Origin of the sequence: Streptomyces sp. f51 (assembly GCF_037940415.1) — a bacterium.
Classification (GTDB): Bacteria; Actinomycetota; Actinomycetes; order Streptomycetales; family Streptomycetaceae; genus Streptomyces.
Map to the genome: position 1 here is coordinate 3360255 of NZ_CP149798.1, position 17757 is coordinate 3378011.

Sequence of the window (17757 nt, forward strand, 5' to 3'; positions counted from 1 at the left end):
TCGGCGACTGAGCCGGCGTCAGGACGCGAGGACCTCGTCGAGCAGGGCCTCGGCCTTGTCCTCGTTGGTGTTCTCCGCGAGGGCGAGCTCGCTCACCAGGATCTGGCGCGCCTTGGCGAGCATGCGCTTCTCACCTGCGGAGAGTCCACGCTCGCGCTCACGACGCCACAGGTCGCGCACGACTTCCGCGACCTTGATGACATCGCCGGAGGCGAGCTTCTCCAGATTTGCCTTGTAGCGACGCGACCAGTTCGTGGGCTCCTCGGCGTACGGCGCACGCAGCACCTCGAAGACCCGGTCCAGCCCGTCCTGACCGACCACATCACGCACGCCGACGAACTCCGCATTGTCCGCTGGCACACGTACCGTCAGGTCACCCTGGGCGACCTTCAGCACCAAGTAGGTCTTGTCCACGCCTTTGATCTGGCGAGTTTCGATGGCCTCGATCAGCGCGGCCCCGTGATGGGGATAGACCACGGTGTCGCCAACCTTGAACGTCATGTGACAGGTACCCCTTCCGTGGCTATCCAGAGTAACACGGAAACGGCGTCTTCTGAATGGCGTTTTCGCAGGTCAGGGCATATCTCGGGGCTTGACAACCGCAACAGGAACGTGCTGCGAGGGGCGAGCGGAAGAGGGTATTCGCAGGTCGGAGCGGCTGTCCATGCGGAGTGAAACGCGTACGTTACACACACCCGGGACCCGCCGCCAGGGTCCGAACATCCCGTTTTGTCCTGCTCCAAGAGCGCGACTTCCGCTACTCCGTTCGATGGACGGAGCCGAGTACGAGACGAATCCGGAATTGATCAAGAAGTTCGGTGATCACGCGCTCATCGGCCCTCGATGACCCTGTGATCCTTTTCCCGGAGAGCCGGACATTCATTCCACGAAATGCGCAAGCCGAAGTCCGGGGAACAGTCGGCGGAACTTATGTGAATGACGGAGGGGGCGCGGTCAAAGGAGCGGACGGTCCGCCGGAGCGGACCGTGGCGACAGGGGCGGACCGTGGCGGACGGGGCGCACACCCGGCGCAAGGGGGTCCGCCGGCGCATGCCCGCCGCCCCGGCCCGACCGCCGGGAAGTCGCCGGGGGCCGCCGGGCGGCCCCCGGAATCCCCCCGGACGAGCAAAGTCGGCGGCTTGGGGAGGGTCGGGTGCGGTCGCGCGGGAACGGATCGGTAACCTAAGGCCGCTGACAGACCCTTAGGGCGGCTTTACACAGAGGTCGTCCTGCTTCGCCCACGTTCAAGGAGTTGCCGCCGCCGTGAGCAGCAGCCTTCGACGCGGCACTCTCGCCGCCGCCGTCATCGCGTTCTCGATCGCCTCGCTCGCCGCGTGTGGCGCCGGCAGCGACGCCCAGACGCTGGAGGTCAAGCCGGACAACGCGGCCACCTCCGTCGGCGTCATCAAGGTCCAGAACGCGCTCGTCATCACCCAGCCCGACGTGAAGGCCACCGGTCCGGCGGTGATCTCCGCGACGCTGTTCAACAACGGCACCACCGCGCAGACGCTCGACTCGGTCAGCGTCGAGGGCGAGGGCACCGCCCAGATCACCCCCGCGAGCGGCAAGGGCAAGCTGACCCTGCCGCCCGGCGGCTCGGTCGTCCTCGGTGGCAAGGGCAACGCCTCCGCGGCGCTGTCCAGCCCCTCCCAGACCGTTCTGAACGGCAGCGTCCAGAAGGTCACGTTCACCTTCAGCCAGACCGGTGCCGTGAGCCTGGGCGCCTACATCGTCCCGGCCGAGAGCTACTTCTCGAAGTGGGGCCCGAGCGACATCCCGTCGGCGCCCGCCTCCCCCTCCGCCCCGGCCGGCTCGCCGTCCGCGTCTGTCTCGGGTTCCCCGTCCCCGTCGGGGTCCGCGTCGGGCAAGCCCGGCACGACCGCCTCGTCGAGTGCGAAGGCCACCGCGTCGGCGTCCGCCGGCCAGTGACACCGGACGCGGGCTAGCGCGGACCCTCGCGCGGCCCACGTACGGCGCGCGCACGGTCCGCGTACGGCCCTGCCGGGCGTACGGCCCGGCGCACAGCAGTCCGACGCCGAAGGGCGAGACCCCCTCTCCGGGGATCCCGCCCTTTCGCGTGACGCCGTGTCGTACCGGCGTGTCGTGCTCCGTGTCCTGCCGCCGGGCGACGGGCCGGTCCACGGCTCCGCCGCCGGGCGACGGGGGCCGGTCTACGGCTCGAACTTGTAGCCGAGACCGCGGACCGTCACCAGGTAGCGGGGCGCGCCCGGGTCGGGCTCGATCTTCGCGCGCAGGCGCTTGACGTGGACGTCGAGGGTCTTGGTGTCACCGACGTAGTCGGCGCCCCAGACCCGGTCGATGAGCTGCATGCGGGTCAGTACGCGGCCCGCGTTGCGCAGCAGCATCTCCAGGAGGTCGAACTCCTTCAGCGGAAGGTCGACCTTGCCGCCGGAGACGGTGACCACGTGGCGGTCGACGTCCATCCGGACGGGACCGGCCTCCAGGGCGGCCGGGGCGACCTCCTCGGGCTCCCCGCGGCGGCGCAGGACGGCCCGGATACGGGCGACCAGCTCCCGGGAGGAGAAGGGCTTGGTGACGTAGTCGTCGGCTCCTATTTCCAGCCCGACGACCTTGTCGATCTCACTGTCCTTGGCGGTGACCATGATCACCGGGACGTTGGAGCGGCCGCGCAGCTGACGGCAGACCTCGGTGCCGGGCAGCCCCGGCAGCATCAGGTCGAGGAGGACGAGGTCGGCGCCGTTGCGCTCGAACTCGTCCAGTCCGTCGGGCCCCGTGGTCGCGATGGCGACCTCGAAGCCCTCCTTGCGAAGCATGTACGACAGGGCGTCGGAGAACGACTCCTCGTCCTCGACGACGAGCACACGGGTCACGGAAGGACCTCCGGGGCAGGAAGCGGTTCGTACGGGGATGTGACGGTGGTCGTCCCGTCGGGCTGCCCGGTCTCGTGCTCTTCGTCGAGTCCGGGCATGTGGTGATCGGTGACGCGGTCGCGGGCCGCAGTCGCCTCCGGCAGCCGCAGGGTGAACGTGGAACCCTGACCCTCGGAGCTCCACACCGTGACCTCCCCGCCGTGCGAGGCGGCCACGTGCTTGACGATCGCCAGCCCGAGGCCCGTACCGCCGGTGGCACGGGAGCGGGCGGGGTCGACTCGGTAGAAGCGCTCGAAGATGCGCTCCTTGTCCTTGTCCGAGATGCCGATGCCCTGGTCGGTCACGGCGATCTCGATGTGCTCTCCGCCGGGCGCGGTCACCCGGCGGGCGGCTATGCCGACGCGGGTGCGGGCCGGTGAGTAGTTGACGGCGTTCTCGACGAGGTTGCCGAGGGCCGCGGCGAGCTGGCCCCTGTTCCCCCACAGGCTCAGGTCGGCGGTGCCGCCGGCCGCCATGGTGATCTGCTTCGTGCCGGCCTGGTGGCGGCAGCGGTCGATCGCCTCGGCCACCAGTTCGTCGACCCGGACCGGCTCGGCGTCCTCGAGGGGGTCGTCGTTCTGCACCCTGGACAGGTCGATGAGCTCCTGGACCAGGTTGGTGAGCCGGGTGGCCTCTATCTGCATGCGTCCGGCGAAGCGCTCGACCGCCTCCGGGTCGTCCGAGGCGTCCATGACGGCCTCGGAGAGCAGGGACAGCGCCCCTACGGGAGTCTTGAGCTCATGGCTCACGTTCGCGACGAAGTCCCGCCGTACCGCTTCGATGCGGCGCGCCTCCGTCAGGTCCTCCACGAGCAGGAGGACCAGCCTGGATCCGAGGGGGGCGACTCTGGCCGAGACGGCGAGGGCCTCTCCCCGTCCCGTGCCCCTTCTCGGCAGGTCCAGCTCCACCTGACGTATCTCCCCGTCACGACGGGTGTCACGCGCCATGTGCAGCATCGGTTCGACGGCCAGCTTCCCGCCGCGCACCAGTCCGAGGGCGTACGCCGCCGAGCTGGCCTTGACCACGGCGTCCGCTTCGTCGAGTACGACCGCGGACGACCTGAGCACGGACAGCACGGTGTCGACGCCGGGCGGAAGCACGGCGTCCGTGTGCAGGGAGGTGCGGGTCGGGCGTTTCTGGTCGCGCTCGCTCCAGCGGAACGCCAGCATGGCGATGACACCGGTGAGCACTCCGGCGATCGCTGCCGCTGCGGCGACCGCCGCGTTCACGTCCATGCACCCAGGTTAGGCATGGCGTAGCTCCTGGCCACAGCCATCCGAGTGCGAGCTCGAACACTCGTCGCCCAGAGTTCACCCAGGAGCCAGTACTGATTCACTTGAGATGCCGGAAACGGACGCGTACGGGGCCGAACGTGGGAGCGTGGGGTTCCAGGGTCCCTCCGGCGGTCGCGGCCGCCCGGTCCCGGACCCCGGACCCCGGACCCCGGAAGCTGACGTACGAGAGGGACGACCACATGCGTGACGCGTATCACGAGGAACTTGACTCGATCGGCGACGGCCTGGTCGAGATGGCCCGGCTCGTCGGGTCGGCGATCGGGCGCGCCACGACGGCCATACTCGACTCCGACCTGAAGCTGGCCGAGAGCGTGATCGCCGCCGACCAGCGGGTCGACGATCTCCAGCACGAGCTGGAGGCCCGCGCGATAGCCCTGCTGGCCCGGCAGCAGCCGGTGGCGACGGACCTGCGGATCGTCGTGACCTCGCTGCGGATGTCGGCCGACCTGGAGCGCTCCGGCGACCTGGCCCAGCACGTGGCCAAGCTGGCCCGGCTGCGCTTCCCCGACCGCGCGGTCCCGCACGACCTGCACGCCACCATCCTGGAGATGGGCCAGCTCGCCCAGCGCCTGATGGCCAAGGCCGCCGAGGTGATCATCACCAAGGACGTCGACCTGGCGATGCAGCTGGAGCAGGACGACGACGACATGGACCTGCTTCACCGCACGCTCTTCCAGCACCTGCTGGACGACAAGTGGCAGCACGGCATCGAGACCGCCGTCGACGTGACGCTCCTCGGCCGCTACTACGAGCGCTTCGCCGACCACGCCGTCTCGGTCGCCAAGCGGGTCGTGTACCTGGTCACCGGCGAACACGCCGACGATCTCCAGTCGGACATCCAGCCGGTCACGGGAGTGGAAGGCGCCTAGCCCCACCGGCCCCCGACCTCACCAGCGAGACCGGTCCCCCTACCGGCCCGGGCCCCGAACGGGCCCGGCGCCCAGGACCGCCCCCCGCCGGACCCGGCACTCGCCGAGGTGGGCCGGGTGGCACGGTCGGCCTGCAAGCGCGTCCCGTCGGCCGGGCCCCGGGGTCGCCTTCCCCTGCCCCGCCCGGGGTGCGTGCGGGCTTCTCCGAGCGGGATGGTGTGCGTCGGGCGCGTGAGCCCGTCCCGGCCGGGGAACTCCGGGGGCGGGGCGGCGCGGGCTGGTTTTGGGGCGCCCCCGCCGGCGAAAAGTGCTCCGGGCGCACGGGACGCCTCAGTGCGCCGTTGATGCGCCCGCCGGGCTGGGCATGAGATGGGCGACAGGAGCCGTGCGGCGCGGTGTGCGCCGACGCCTCCGTGCCAGAAGGAGGGACCCATGGCCGAATCCCCCAGCACGCCCGACCCGACCCAGGACCGCGACACCCAACAGCCCGCCGAGATCAAAAGCCTCCCTTTGTTCGGCGCCTGCGGCTGCGGCTCAGGCTGCGGCTGCGGCTGCCAGTCGGGCAATCCCTGCCAGTGCGGCTGATCGCAGACGCACGTACAGAAGGGCCCCGCCACCACGGCGGGGCCCTTCGCCCTTCTCCCCCACCCGTCCCGGCCCCCGATCCGCCGTCGCGCCCCCGCGGACGAACCCGCACACGCGAGGACCGGATGTGCTCGGAGCGGACCGATATCTGCGCGATTGTGGTGCTGTTGTCCGATTGACCGTGGTCTGACCGGCGAACTCTGCTACCTCTGGGACAGGGGAGGCGGGCCCTGGCCCGCGGCGGCGCGAGGGGCGTCGCCAGGAGGGGACACACGTGAGCACGACACCACGGAACACGGTCATCGCCATCGAGCAGAAGGCCGTCGACCGCGCCTACGACTGTTACGAGGCCCGCCTCGCGGAGATGACGTCTCCGTCGACGGCCACGGCTTCCGCGAGCGGCAAGGACGGCATGGCGCTCCGCGAGAAGGCGGAGTGCGCGGCGGCGGAGTACGGAGGCCTCGGGGGCGAGGCCCTGGTCATCAGCCGCGTCGACGTCCAGGAGGAGGGCGAGACCGAGCCGGAGACGTTCTACGTCGGACGACGCCACGTCTTCGACACCGAGACCCGCGATCAGGTGGTGGTCTCCTGGACGAACCCACTCGCCGTGAGCTGGCACAACGCCCTGCCGGAGACACCGGGCGAAGTGCAACTGCGACGGCGGTTACGGTGCGCCGGACGCCAGGTCGAGGACTTCCTGGACGAGATAGCCCCGGCGGCGGAGCCGGACCCCGGTTCACCGGACCCCGGACACGAGACCGGCGCGCCCCCCGACTCCGAGGAGTTCACCGACACAGGCGGGGACGAGGACCTCTCGGAGGAGGAGCCGGAGGGGACGGCGGAGAGCGCCACGACCCCGCCCGCCGGAGGCCGCCACGCACGGCCCCGCACCATCCCCTCCCCCCGCCACCCCGCCGGCAGACGGCGCCAACGACCCCAGCCGGTCGACGAGTTCCTGCTCCGGGAGCTGCGCCGGTCCCGCAACGGCCGGATGCGCGACATCGTCGAGACCATCAGACGCGACCAGATGGCCCTGGTCACCCGCTCCCCCGTCGACGTCCTCGTCATCCAGGGCGGCCCCGGCACCGGAAAGTCCGCGGTCGGTCTGCACCGGGTGACCTGGCTCGTCAGCAACGACCACTTCCGCGCGCAGGACATCCTGGTCGTCGGACCGCACCAGAACTTCCTGGAGTACGTGGGACGCGTCCTGCCGACCCTCGGCACCCGGAACGTCACCGCCGTACAGCTGTCCCGCCTGTGGGAAGGCGACATCCGGGGAACGGACTCCGCCGCCGCCCGGCTGGTGAAGTCCGGCGAACGGATGGCGGCCGTGCTGCGCCGACGGGTGGAGGGCGAGTGCCGGCCCGAGGCACTCGACACCGTGGTCTCCGCCCCGTCGCACACCCAGGACGAGGCGGCGTTCGTCGTGGTCGTGGGCGGTACGTCCCTGCGTCTGCCGCGCTCGGAGGTACTCGGTCTCCTCGACGGCACCCGGGAGGGGACCGAGGGCTACCGGGCTCGCAGGGACCGGTTCCGCACCCTGCTGGTGGACCGGCTGCTGGCCGAACTCGTCCTGATCGCCCCGCACCGCGGCAGGGACGCGAGCGTGCGCCGCGACCTGGAGCGCAACCGGCAGGTCACCACGCTCGTGGACCGGATCTGGCCCGCACTGAGCCCCGAGGAGGCACTGCGCGGCCTGCTCAACTCCCCCACCAGACTGCGCGCGTGCGCCGACGGAATCCTCGACGAGGGCGAACAGGCCTGCCTGCAAAGGGAGAAGGCCGAGAGTGCGGCCGAAGAGCCGTGGACGGCGGACGACTTGGTGTGCCTGGAGGAGCTTCGCTTCCTCATCGCGGGCGAGAGTCCGCACAGATACCGGCACATCGTGATCGACGAGGCGCAGGACCTCACCCCGATGCAGGCGCGATCCCTGCGCAGGCGGTGCCCGACCGGTTCGATGACCGTGCTCGGCGACCTGGCGCAGGCCACCGGGCCGCATTCCTACACCAGTTGGAAGCGGCTGGGCGCCATCCTGTCCGGTCAAGGGGACTGGCGTGTGGCCGAGTTGAACACCAGCTACCGCGTCCCCGCGGAGATCATGGAGTTCGTGGCGCCGCTGGCCCGCTCCGTCGCCCCCTCCCTGCCCTACCCCGCCGCCGTACGACGGGCCGGCGACGGGGCCGTACGGCTCGTCGCCACGACCCCCTGGGAACTGCTGGACGACGCGGCGACCCGTGCGGCACGGCTCGCGGGCACGAACGACGGCCGGTCCCCGCGGTCGATCGCGGTCATCGTCCCGGACGACTCCGACTGGCTGGAGGAGGTCCGCCGGCGCGTCGACCTCGTGGACGGCATGACCGAGGAGACCCTGCGGACCGTGTCCGTACTCCCCGCCGCCCAGGCCAAGGGAATGGAGTTCGACCACGTCCTGGTCCTGGAGCCGGCGACCATCGCCGACCGGGGTCCCGCCGGACTGCGCCAGTTGTACGTCGCCCTGTCCCGCAGCACCCAGACGCTGACGGTCCTCCACACGACACCGCTCCCCGCCGAACTCGACACGACGACCGACGAGGACGGCGGTGAAGTCGCCTCCGCCTACGCCTACTTGGCGCCCCTGTCGGGCCTGTCGGGCTTGACGGCGTTGACCGGCCCGTCGGCGAGGGGAGCGGAAACCGGTGCCGCCCCCGACGGCGACCCCTCCGGTCCCCACGGCTCCGCCGCCGACGACCTGCCGGTGGGCAGTCCCGTCGAGATACAGGTGCTCGGCCCGGGCCCGGGTTCCCATCTGAAGGTGAGGGTCCTGGCCCCCGCCACGGAGCGGACCGTCCTCCTCGTCCCCCGGCACGGCGAACCCACCCCGGCCACCGGCTCCCGGCTGGACGGCTGGGTGACCCGCAACGAGGGCCAGTTGAGCCTCGTCTCGGCGGGCGAGTTCGGCCGCCGGTCCATCTCGTCCCGGATGGCCCCGCGGTACGAGGCCGCGCTCGGTGTCCTGCGGGACATCGCGTACGGCGACGGCGCGCCCCCACCGGAGAGCATGGCCCTCCTCTCCGAGCTCAAGGGCATGGCGGCCCGTTGCCTCAGACGCGACCGGGTCGACTGGCTGAGCGTCTGGCGTCTGCTGGACTCCGCCGACCGTGACCGGCTGAGCGATCTGGCGGACCTCGCCCAGCGCACCCGCCAGGCGGTCGGGGCGGACGCACCCGGCCTGCGGGCCGCCCTCGCGAGCGACCCGGCGTTCCGCCACTGGGCCGACACGCTCGACCGGGCCCGGGCCGACCTCCGCCATCGCATCGAGACCGGACCGGAGACGGGGGCGGAGGCGGAGGCGATGACGCCACCCGGCACGGGAACGCCGCCCGGCACGGGAACGCCAGGCGAACCCGAGACGCCACGCGAAGCCGGGACACCACCCGAGCCCGAGTCCGGGACACCACCCGAGTCCGACGCCGGAACACCGCCCGAGTCCGGAGCGCCCGGGGAAGCGGCCCCGACCAGGACGACCACCACCCCGCCGACCGACCCGCGCACACCATTCGAAAAGAAGGACACCGACCCCATGAACACTGTCGCTCTCCTGAAAGCCGACCCCGCCCCGCCCGAGGGACGGAAGGCGTGGAGCGAGGCACTCGCGCGGCGGCTCGACGTCGAGGCCCAGGCCGACCGGGACTGCAACACGCACGAGGCCGTGCGCTACGAGTTGAAGGCCGCCCTCCTGCGAGCGGGACTGCGGCCCTCGGACTCCCGGGTCTCCGACGCCACCCTGGAGGGCCCGGACGGTCTCTCCCGCTACGAAGTGCTGGGTGCCGACCACTCCGGCTACCCGCAACTGCGCGCGGGAGCCGCCCGCCTCATGGAACTCGACCGGGTGGAAGGCCGTTCCGCGGACATCCGCTACCTGGTCCTGTCCGAGCCGCCCGCGGAAGCCTGGGCTCCCGACGCGATCCGGGAGGCCTTCGGCGTACACGTCGTATGGCGATCGGATTCGGGCTGGCACGGCCCCGACGCCCGAACGGCCCTGCGCCTGACCGACTGACCGACTGACGGACTCGCCCACTGACCCACTGACCACGGACCCGCCGACCCGCCGACCCCCTGACCCGCTCACCGCTGACCGCTGACCGACGGCATCGCGCTCGCGGCGCCGTCCGGTCGGCGTCGGGCCGGCCGTCGCCCACAGGCTTCGGTCGGCCCGACGCCCCGGCCTCACCTCAGATGGCGGGCGAAGAACCGGGACCCGGACTCGATCTCGAACTGCGGGACGCCGGTGTGACCGCCGAGATTGGCGTGCAGCGTCTTCTCCTTGGAACCGAAGGCGTCGAACAGGTCAAGGGCCGCCTGCCGGTCGTTCCCCTCGTCGTCCCACTGCAACAGGACGTGCAGCGGAATGGTGACCCGGCGGGCCTCCTCGAACATGACGGAGGGCACGAGGCTCCCCGCGAAGAGGCCGGCGGCCACGATGCGCGGCTCGGTCACCGCCAGCCGGATACCGATGGAGATCACTCCACCCTCGTACCCGACCGGACCGTCGATCCCGGGCAGCGCCAGGAGGGCGTCCAGGGCCTCACGCCATTCCGGGACCGCCTTGTCGACGAGCGGGAGGACGAGCGCGTCGACGATCTCGCCGCCGACCGGCTCCCCGGCCTGCATCGCCCGGCGCAGGTCGGCACGGGCCTGGTCGACGGCGGCCCACCGGGGTCGCTCACCGCTCCCGGGAAGCTCGATGGTGGCCGAGGCGAAGCCGTACTCCGCCGCGTAGTACCGGGCCCGTCCCGCCAGCCGGGGGTACATCTTCTTCAGTCCGAGCGGGGGGTGGCCGATGAGGATCAGCGGCGTCGGCGCGTCCGCGGACGCCGACGCGGGGGTCCACAGGATGCCGGGGATGTCGCCGAGGATGAACTCGCGCTCGAGGACGCCGTCGTCGAGACGCTGTTCGGAGGTGAATTGCATGGTCGTGCCCTTCGGGAATGCGCTGGAACGGCGCTCCCGGACGACCTATCGCCCGGCCGTGACCACGGAGGAGAGCACCCATGTCGATACTGCGTTCACGGGTACCACCTCCTCGTTCTCTCGCACGGCTCCCGAGAAAGTAGCAGTGGCCACCCCGGCCCGCCAAACGAGTTTTGGGCGGAGACGGGAGGACCGCGGACGCCGGACGATTTGCCCGGCGTCCGCGACAGGTCACACTGAACGCACCTACCGCGATTGGGGCTTGATCAGCGCGAACGGGGCGCCCTGCGGGTCGGCGACCACCGACATCCGGCCCGCCATCATGTCGAACGGCGGGACCAGCACGGTGCCGCCGCCCTTGACCAGGGCGTCGACGGTGGAGTCGGCGTCGTCGACGGCGAAGTAGGTCAGCCAGTGCGCGGGAGTGCCGGGCGGGTCGTTGGCGAGGAGGGTGACACCGCCGACAGCGCGACCGCCGACCCGCAGCTCCCAGTAGCTGTCGGCGCCCTCCATCGGCTCGATCGCGATGCCGAACGCCGCACCGTAGAAGGCGGTGGCGGCCTCGACGTCGCTGGTGTGCAGTTCGTTCCAGGTCAGCGCGCCGGGCTGGTTGACCACCCGGGCACCGAAGAACTCGCCGGGCTGCCAGACGCCGAAGACCGCGCCCTGCGGGTCGGCGGCGATCAGCATGCGGCCCAGGTTGCCGACGTCCATGACCGGAGCGAGCAGAGTGCCGCCGGCGGAGACGATCGCGTCCTGGGTGGCCTGGGCGTCGGTGCTGGCCAGGTAGCTGGTCCAGACGGTCGGCGGCTCCGGCGCGCCCTCGGGGGCCATCGCCGGCCCGATGCCGGCCACTGCCTTGCCACCGAGCTCGCAGACCGCGTACCCGCCGAACTCGGCAGGCCCCGGCTGCCCCTTCCAGCCGAGCAGGTCGGCATAGAAGTCCAGTGCGGCCCGCTGGTCCTTCGCCATCAGATCGACCCAGCACGGGGTGCCGGCCGCGTACGGAGTGGTGACTTCAGGCATGCGCGCTCCTTCGAATAGACGTCGCCCGCCACTCTTCCGCCGCCCCCCGAACGCACCCGCCCGACACGCCCACACACGGCAGGAAACGTCCCACCCCAACCCACCAAAAAGCCCCCAACCTGCCAAGAAACGACAGGTCGGGGGCTTACTGGTGTCGGGTTACTTCTTCTTGCCCTGGTTCTTGACCGCCTCGATCGCCGCCGCGGCCGCGTCCGGGTCGAGGTAGGTGCCGCCCGGGTTCAGGGGCTTGAAGTCGGCGTCCAGCTCGTAGGAGAGCGGGATGCCGGTGGGGATGTTCAGGCCCGCGATGTCGGCGTCGGAGATGCCGTCGAGGTGCTTGACCAGGGCGCGCAGCGAGTTGCCGTGGGCCGCGACCAGGACCGTACGGCCGGTCAGCAGGTCCGGGACGATGCCGTCGAACCAGTACGGGAGCATGCGGACGACGACGTCCTTGAGGCACTCCGTCTGGGGGCGCAGCTCGGGCGGCAGGGCCGCGTAGCGCGCGTCGTCGAACTGGGAGTACTCGGCGTCGCGGTCCAGCGCCGGCGGCGGGGTGTCGTACGAGCGGCGCCAGAGCATGAACTGCTCCTCGCCGAACTCGGCGAGCGTCTGGGCCTTGTCCTTGCCCTGGAGGGCGCCGTAGTGACGCTCGTTCAGGCGCCAGCTGCGGTGGACCGGGATCCAGTGGCGGTCGGCGGCCTCCAGCGCGAGCTGCGCGGTGCGGATCGCGCGCTTCTGGAGCGAGGTGTGGACCACGTCGGGCAGCAGGCCGGCGTCCTTGAGCAGCTCACCGCCGCGGACTGCCTCCTTCTCGCCCTTCTCGTTGAGGTTGACGTCCACCCATCCGGTGAACAGGTTCTTCGCGTTCCATTCGCTCTCGCCGTGGCGGAGGAGGATCAGCTTGTACGGTGCGTCGGCCATGGCTCCGAGCGTAATCGAACCCCGCGACCGCTCGCTCCCTCGGTCAGCAGTCGGACACAGGAGTCTCCGTCCGGCCGTCCCCCACTCCCTTCGGCGACCTTCAGTTGACGGCATCTGTTAATTGAGTGGCTCTCGGACGCCACCGACTCGTAAGTTGTGCTCACCGCCCGAGCCGCTTACATCCGTGGGGGATCCATGCCTGCCGCCGTCATGAGACGTGCCGTCCGCGAGACCGTCTCAGGACTCCCCCGTGAGTTCTGGTGGCTGTGGACCAGCACCCTCATCAACCGGCTCGGCGCCTTCGTCGCCACCTTCATGGCGCTGTACCTGACCCTCGATCGCGGCTACTCCGCCTCGTACGCGGGTCTGGTCGCGTCCCTGCACGGCCTCGGCGGTGTCATCTCCTCGCTCGTCGCCGGTGTGATGACCGACCGGTTCGGCCGCCGCCCCACGCTGCTCGTCGCGCAGGGGTCGACGGCCGCCTCGGTCGCGCTGCTCGGATTCATGCACGACCCGGTCGCCATCGCCGCGGTCGCGTTCCTGGTCGGCATGGCCAGCAACGCCTCCCGGCCCGCGGTGCAGGCGATGATGGCCGACATCGTCCGGCCCGAGGACCGCGTCCGCGCCTTCTCGCTCAACTACTGGGCCATCAACCTCGGTTTCGCCGTCTCCTCGATGGGCGCCGGCTTCATCGCCGAGTTCAGTTACCTCGCGGGCTTCCTCATCGAGGCCGGCATGACCCTCGCCTGCGCGCTCGTCGTCTTCGCGAAGCTGCCGGAGTCCAAGCCGGTGCAGGCCGCCAAGGAGGCGGAGGCCCCGGTCGGGCTCGGGACCGTGCTGCGCGACGGACGCTTCATGAGCGTGGTCGGGCTGTCGTTCCTCGTCGCCCTCGTCTTCCAGCAGGGCTCCGTCGGACTGCCGGTCGCCATGGGTAGGGCCGGTTTCACCCCGGCCGACTACGGCACGGCGATCGCCGTCAACGGCGTCATGATCGTCGCGCTCCAGATCCCGGTCGGCCGTTTCATCGAGCACCGGGACCCCAAGTCGCTGCTCGTGATCTCGTCGCTGCTCGCCGGGTACGGGTTCGGGCTCACCGCCTTCGCCGGCTCGGTCGGCGTCTTCACGCTCACCGTCTGCGTGTGGACCCTCGCCGAGATCGTCAACGCCCCGACGCAGACCGGCCTCGTCGTCCGCCTCTCCCCGGTCCACGGCCGGGGCCGCTACCAGGGCATGTACACCCTCTCCTGGGCGCTGGCCTCGCTCGTCGCCCCGGTGATGTCCGGCGTCGTGATCGACCGCTTCGGCGCGGCCTGGCTCTGGGGACTGTGCGCGGTCGTCGGCACGGCGGCGGGTCTCGGGTACGGGCTGCTCATGCGCCGGCTCCCGGCGGAGGAGCCGGTGAGGGAGTCGGCTCGGGGATCCGTCCCGGAGGCCGTACGGGAACCGGTACGGGTGTCCGTCCCGGAGATCTCGCAGGGTGCCGACGGCGTCGACTCCGACCTCCGGGCCGCGATCGGGGCCGGGCTCGGGGTCACCGCCGTGCCCGCCACGACGGACGCGCCCACCACGTCGCCCCACGCCGGAGCCACCCCGGCCTGACAGCCCACGGCCGGGGTCGCCCCACGGCCGGGACACGAACCCGGCCCCGAAGGATCCCCCGGCCCGCGACATCCCCCGGGCGGGGCCTCGCGGACCAGGAGACTCCCGCCAAGGCCAGCGGCACCCCGGGCTCGGGCCCCCGACCCGGGGCACCACCCCAGGCAGGGCCCTCGCAGACCAGAAGACTCCCGCCAAGGCCAGCGGCACTCCGGGCTCGGGTCCCCGGCCTGACCATGGACACTCCGGGCCGGGGACCTGCCGGGCCACAAAACCCCCACCCCGGCAGCCCCGCGGCCACAGCGCACCGCACCTCACGGATGCATCCGCGCCCCCTTCACCACCTTGTCCACCGCGTTCCGCGGTCCGTACACCGCCAGTCCCACCAGGTCCAGGTCTGCGGTGGGCACGGCCCGTACTGCCGCGCGGTTGTCGCGGTCGTTGCCCGTGGCGAAGAGGTCCGAGGTGAAGACCGCGCGGGGCAGCGCCCGGGACAGTGCCCGGCCGTGGGCGGCGGTCAGCGTCTCCTTCGACGCCTCGAGGACCAGCACCGGCTGCCGGAACATCGGCAGATAGGAGACCGTGTCGGCGTCCTCGTACGGCTCGCCGATCACCTCGGGGACGACCGTTCCCAGGCCGCTGACGAGGAAGGCGGTCACATTGAGCCGCTGCCAGGGCTCCAGATCGTCCCGCAGGACGACGGTGATCTTGGTGTCGAAGCGGACGGGCGCGGCGGCCGGAAGGCTCTCGCCGCCCACCGCGCCGCCGCCGGAAGGGCTCGTCTCGTACTCGCTGCTCATGTCATGAGACTGCCGACCGGCGCCCGCCGTCGTCTTGTACGTTCTTTGCGTGACCCCTCAGCGTGAGATGTCCGCGTGGCGCCCCGGCGTCCCGGGCATCGTCGAGGTCTTCCACGCGCACTACACCGAGTACGCGTACCCCATGCACGTCCACGAGGCCTGGACCCTGCTGATCGTCGACGACGGCGCCGTCCGCTACGACCTCGACCGGCATGAGCACGGCACCCCGCGCGACACGGTGACGCTCCTGCCGCCGCACATCCCGCACAACGGCGAGCCCGCCACGGAGCACGGTTTCCGCAAGCGGGTCCTCTACCTCGACGGCTCACGCCTCGCCGACGACCTCATCGGACCCGCGGTGGACGGACCCGATCTGGCGGATCCCGTACTGCGGGACCGGGTCGCCCGGCTGCACACGGCGCTGACCCATCCGGGGGACGAGCTGGAGGCCGACAGCCGCCTGACGCTGATCGCGGACCGGCTGCGCGGACTGCTCGCCCCCGGCCCGGCCGTGGAGGCATCGCGCGCCGACCGGCCGCTCGCCCGCCGGCTGCGCGAACTCCTCGACGAACGGATCGTGGAAGGGATCGCCCTCGACGAGGCCGCGGGGCTCGTACACGCTCACCCCGCGCACCTGGTCCGGGCGTTCAGCGGCGCGTTCGGCATCGCCCCGCACCAGTACCTGATGTCCCGTCGGGTGGACTGTGCCCGCAGCCTGCTACTCGACGGACGGCCGCCGGGCGAGGTGGCGGCCCTGACCGGCTTCTACGACCAGTCCCATCTCACCCGTCATTTCCGCCGGTTGGTGGGGGTGCCGCCGGGACGGTACGGGCGCTCGTGAGTTCCTCGGCGTCGGTGCCGCGGGCGGGCGGCCCGGGATCAGGCCGAGGGTCTCTGGGTGAGGTTCGCGAACGCGTCCAGGTTGCGCGTGGACTCGCCACGGGACACCCGCCAGGCGTACTCCTTGCGGATCGCGGAGGCGAAACCTAGCTCCAGGAGCGTGTTGAAGGCGCCGTCGGCGGCTTCGAGGACGGACCCGAGAAGCCGGTCCACCTCCTCCGGGGTCACGGCGGCCAGCGGCAGCTTGCCCGCCAGATAGACGTCTCCGAGGGAGTCGACGGCGTAGGCGACCCCGTAGAGCTTGAGATTGCGCTCCAGGAGCCAGCGGTGCACCGCTTCGTGGTTCTCGTCCGGGTGGCGGATCACGAACGCGTTCAGCGACAGCGAGTGCTTGCCGACGATCAGCGAGACCGTCGTCGAGAGCTTGCGGGTGCCGGGCAGTTTCACGACGTACGAGCCCGCCCCGGGACACTCCCACTCCAGCTCGGCCTCGGTGAGGACCCGCTCGATGATCGACGCTGCGTCAGCCATGGCCCGAGCGTACGTGACCGGTGCCGGAGGCGACGCACCCTGTGGACAACCCGCCCGGCCGGCCCGAGGAACGGACCGCGGCGTCAGGCGTGGTGGGCCCGCAGCCTGCGTCGGTGGTCCTGTGCCGCCGCCGTGTACACGTCCGCCGTCGCCGCCGCGGCGGTGTCCCAGCCGAAGCGCTCCGCGTGCCGTGCCGCGGCGGCGCCCATGCGGGGAACGAGCGTGTCGTCGTCGGCGAAGGCACGCAGCACGCGCGCGTAGTCGGCGGGACGGTGGCCCTTCACCAGGAAGCCGGTCTCCTCGTGGCGGACGGCCACGGGCAGACCGCCGACCTCGGCCGCGAGCACGGGTGTACCGGCCGCCTGCGCCTCGATGGCGACCAGCCCGAAGGACTCGCTGTACGAGGGCATGACCAGCACCGAAGCGGCCCGGAACCAGTCCGCGAGCTGATCCTGTCCGACGGGCGGCCGGAACCGCACGACGTCGGCGATGCCCAGCCGCGCGGCCAGTTTCTGGAGCCCCTCGGGCTTGGCGAGCCCGCTGCCGCTCGGACCGCCCACCACGGGGACGACGATCCGTCCGCGCAGCTCCGGCCGCTCGTCGAGCAGGACGGCGACCGCGCGCAGCAGCACGTCGGGGGCCTTGAGGGGCTGTATGCGGCCCGCGAAGAGGGGGATCAGGGCGTCCTGCGGGAGGCCGAGCCGGGCACGGGCGGCGGCACGGCCGTCGGCGGGACGGAAGCGGTCGAGGTTGACCCCGGGGTGGACGACGGCGACGCTCCCGGAGTCCGCCCCGTAGTGGCGTACGAGTTCGTCGGCCTCCTCCGCGGTGTTCGCGATGAGGCGGTCGGCGGCGCGCACGATCTGGGTCTCGCCGATGACACGGGCGGCGGGCTCGGGAGTGTCGCCGTCGGCCAGCGCCGCGTTCTTGACCTTGGCCATGGTGTGCATCGCGTGCACCAGGGGGGCGCCCCAGCGTTCGGCGGCCAGCCAGCCGACGTGGCCGGAGAGCCAGTAGTGCGAGTGCACGAGGTCGTAGTAGCCGGGACGGTGACCGGCCCAGGCCTGCATCACGCCGTGGGTGAAGGCGCACAGCTGCGCGGGGAGGTCTTCCTTGGCGAGGCCCTCGTACGGGCCCGCGTCGACATGCCGGACGAGGACGCCCGGTGCCAGTTCGACGACCGGCGGGAGCGCCCCGGTCGTGGCCCGCGTGAAGATCTCGACCTCGATGTTGATCGCGGCGAGCCGCTGGGCGAGTTCGACGATGTACACGTTCATGCCGCCCGCGTCGCCCGTGCCGGGCTGGTGCAGGGGCGAGGTGTGCACGGAGAGCATGGCGACTCGGCGGGGCCTGCGGTGCAGCCTGAGCCGTGACGGTGCCGCCGGGGCGCGGCGCCCGAGCCTGCTCACGTACTGGCTCACGTGGCCATCCTCCTTGCTGCGGGCATGCCGGT

General features: G+C 71.5%; 15 protein-coding genes. 6 read left to right on the forward strand and 9 right to left on the reverse strand.

Going from position 1 to position 17757, the window contains the following annotated elements:
* Positions 1-18: 18 nt before the first annotated feature.
* On the reverse strand, positions 19-501 hold the full coding sequence (locus WJM95_RS14650) for a CarD family transcriptional regulator (protein ID WP_003953493.1): 483 nt from the start codon (positions 499-501) through the stop codon (positions 19-21).
* Between the two features lie 762 nt (positions 502-1263).
* On the opposite strand from WJM95_RS14650, the gene WJM95_RS14655 reads away from it, so the two are divergent.
* Complete coding sequence (locus tag WJM95_RS14655; protein ID WP_339130163.1) at positions 1264-1929, forward strand: DUF461 domain-containing protein; 666 nt, start codon at positions 1264-1266, stop codon at positions 1927-1929.
* 242 nt (positions 1930-2171) lie between these two features.
* Here WJM95_RS14655 and WJM95_RS14660 read toward each other — a convergent pair whose 3' ends face one another.
* Together WJM95_RS14660 and WJM95_RS14665 are read right to left on the reverse strand one after the other, a co-directional pair.
* Positions 2172-2852, reverse strand: coding sequence for a response regulator transcription factor (locus WJM95_RS14660; RefSeq protein WP_037622332.1), 681 nt, complete (start codon positions 2850-2852; stop codon positions 2172-2174).
* Positions 2849-4126 carry an ATP-binding protein gene (locus WJM95_RS14665; protein ID WP_339130164.1) on the reverse strand — a complete coding sequence of 426 codons (1278 nt, stop codon included), beginning with the start codon at positions 4124-4126 and terminating at the stop codon, positions 2849-2851. Before WJM95_RS14665 ends, WJM95_RS14660 begins: the two co-directional genes overlap by 4 nt.
* Positions 4127-4365: 239 nt before the next feature.
* Here WJM95_RS14665 and phoU point away from each other — a divergent pair, with 239 nt between their 5' ends.
* The 3 genes from phoU (at position 4366) to WJM95_RS14680 (ending at position 9676) form a co-directional block, all read left to right on the forward strand.
* On the forward strand, positions 4366-5055 hold the full coding sequence (phoU, locus tag WJM95_RS14670) for a phosphate signaling complex protein PhoU (protein WP_339130165.1): 690 nt from the start codon (positions 4366-4368) through the stop codon (positions 5053-5055).
* Positions 5056-5487: 432 nt separating this feature from the next.
* Positions 5488-5640: a hypothetical protein gene (locus WJM95_RS14675; RefSeq protein WP_167455652.1), complete on the forward strand. Its 153-nt coding sequence runs from the start codon at positions 5488-5490 to the stop codon at positions 5638-5640.
* Between the two features lie 274 nt (positions 5641-5914).
* Positions 5915-9676 (forward strand): ATP-dependent DNA helicase, encoded by a 3762-nt coding sequence (locus WJM95_RS14680; protein ID WP_339130167.1) that lies wholly within the window; start codon positions 5915-5917, stop codon positions 9674-9676.
* Positions 9677-9846: 170 nt separating this feature from the next.
* On the opposite strand, the gene WJM95_RS14685 is transcribed toward WJM95_RS14680, so the two are convergent.
* The 3 genes from WJM95_RS14685 to WJM95_RS14695 form a co-directional block, all read right to left on the reverse strand.
* Entirely contained in the window at positions 9847-10590 is a 744-nt protein-coding gene (locus tag WJM95_RS14685; protein WP_339130168.1) for an alpha/beta hydrolase, read from the reverse strand.
* Between the two features lie 246 nt (positions 10591-10836).
* Positions 10837-11616, reverse strand: a complete 780-nt coding sequence (locus tag WJM95_RS14690; RefSeq protein WP_339130170.1) for a VOC family protein — start codon at positions 11614-11616, stop codon at positions 10837-10839.
* A gap of 159 nt (positions 11617-11775) precedes the next feature.
* The gene (locus tag WJM95_RS14695) at positions 11776-12537 is read right to left on the reverse strand and encodes a phosphoglyceromutase (protein ID WP_339130172.1); all 762 of its coding nucleotides are present in this window, start codon (positions 12535-12537) and stop codon (positions 11776-11778) included.
* 195 nt (positions 12538-12732) lie between these two features.
* Between WJM95_RS14695 and WJM95_RS14700 the strand changes: the two genes are divergently transcribed.
* Positions 12733-14136 carry an MFS transporter gene (locus WJM95_RS14700; RefSeq protein WP_339130174.1) on the forward strand — a complete coding sequence of 468 codons (1404 nt, stop codon included), beginning with the start codon at positions 12733-12735 and terminating at the stop codon, positions 14134-14136.
* 311 nt (positions 14137-14447) lie between these two features.
* Here WJM95_RS14700 and WJM95_RS14705 read toward each other — a convergent pair whose 3' ends face one another.
* Positions 14448-14933, reverse strand: coding sequence for a DUF2000 domain-containing protein (locus tag WJM95_RS14705; RefSeq protein WP_339130176.1), 486 nt, complete (start codon positions 14931-14933; stop codon positions 14448-14450).
* A 67-nt stretch (positions 14934-15000) separates the two neighbouring features.
* Between WJM95_RS14705 and WJM95_RS14710 the strand changes: the two genes are divergently transcribed.
* Positions 15001-15774 carry an AraC family transcriptional regulator gene (locus WJM95_RS14710; protein WP_339135567.1) on the forward strand — a complete coding sequence of 258 codons (774 nt, stop codon included), beginning with the start codon at positions 15001-15003 and terminating at the stop codon, positions 15772-15774.
* 38 nt (positions 15775-15812) lie between these two features.
* On the opposite strand, the gene WJM95_RS14715 is transcribed toward WJM95_RS14710, so the two are convergent.
* Entirely contained in the window at positions 15813-16304 is a 492-nt protein-coding gene (locus WJM95_RS14715; protein ID WP_339130177.1) for a YbjN domain-containing protein, read from the reverse strand.
* Between the two features lie 83 nt (positions 16305-16387).
* Positions 16388-17725: a D-inositol-3-phosphate glycosyltransferase gene (mshA, locus tag WJM95_RS14720; protein WP_339130179.1), complete on the reverse strand. Its 1338-nt coding sequence runs from the start codon at positions 17723-17725 to the stop codon at positions 16388-16390.
* Between the last annotated feature and the right edge of the window lie 32 nt (positions 17726-17757).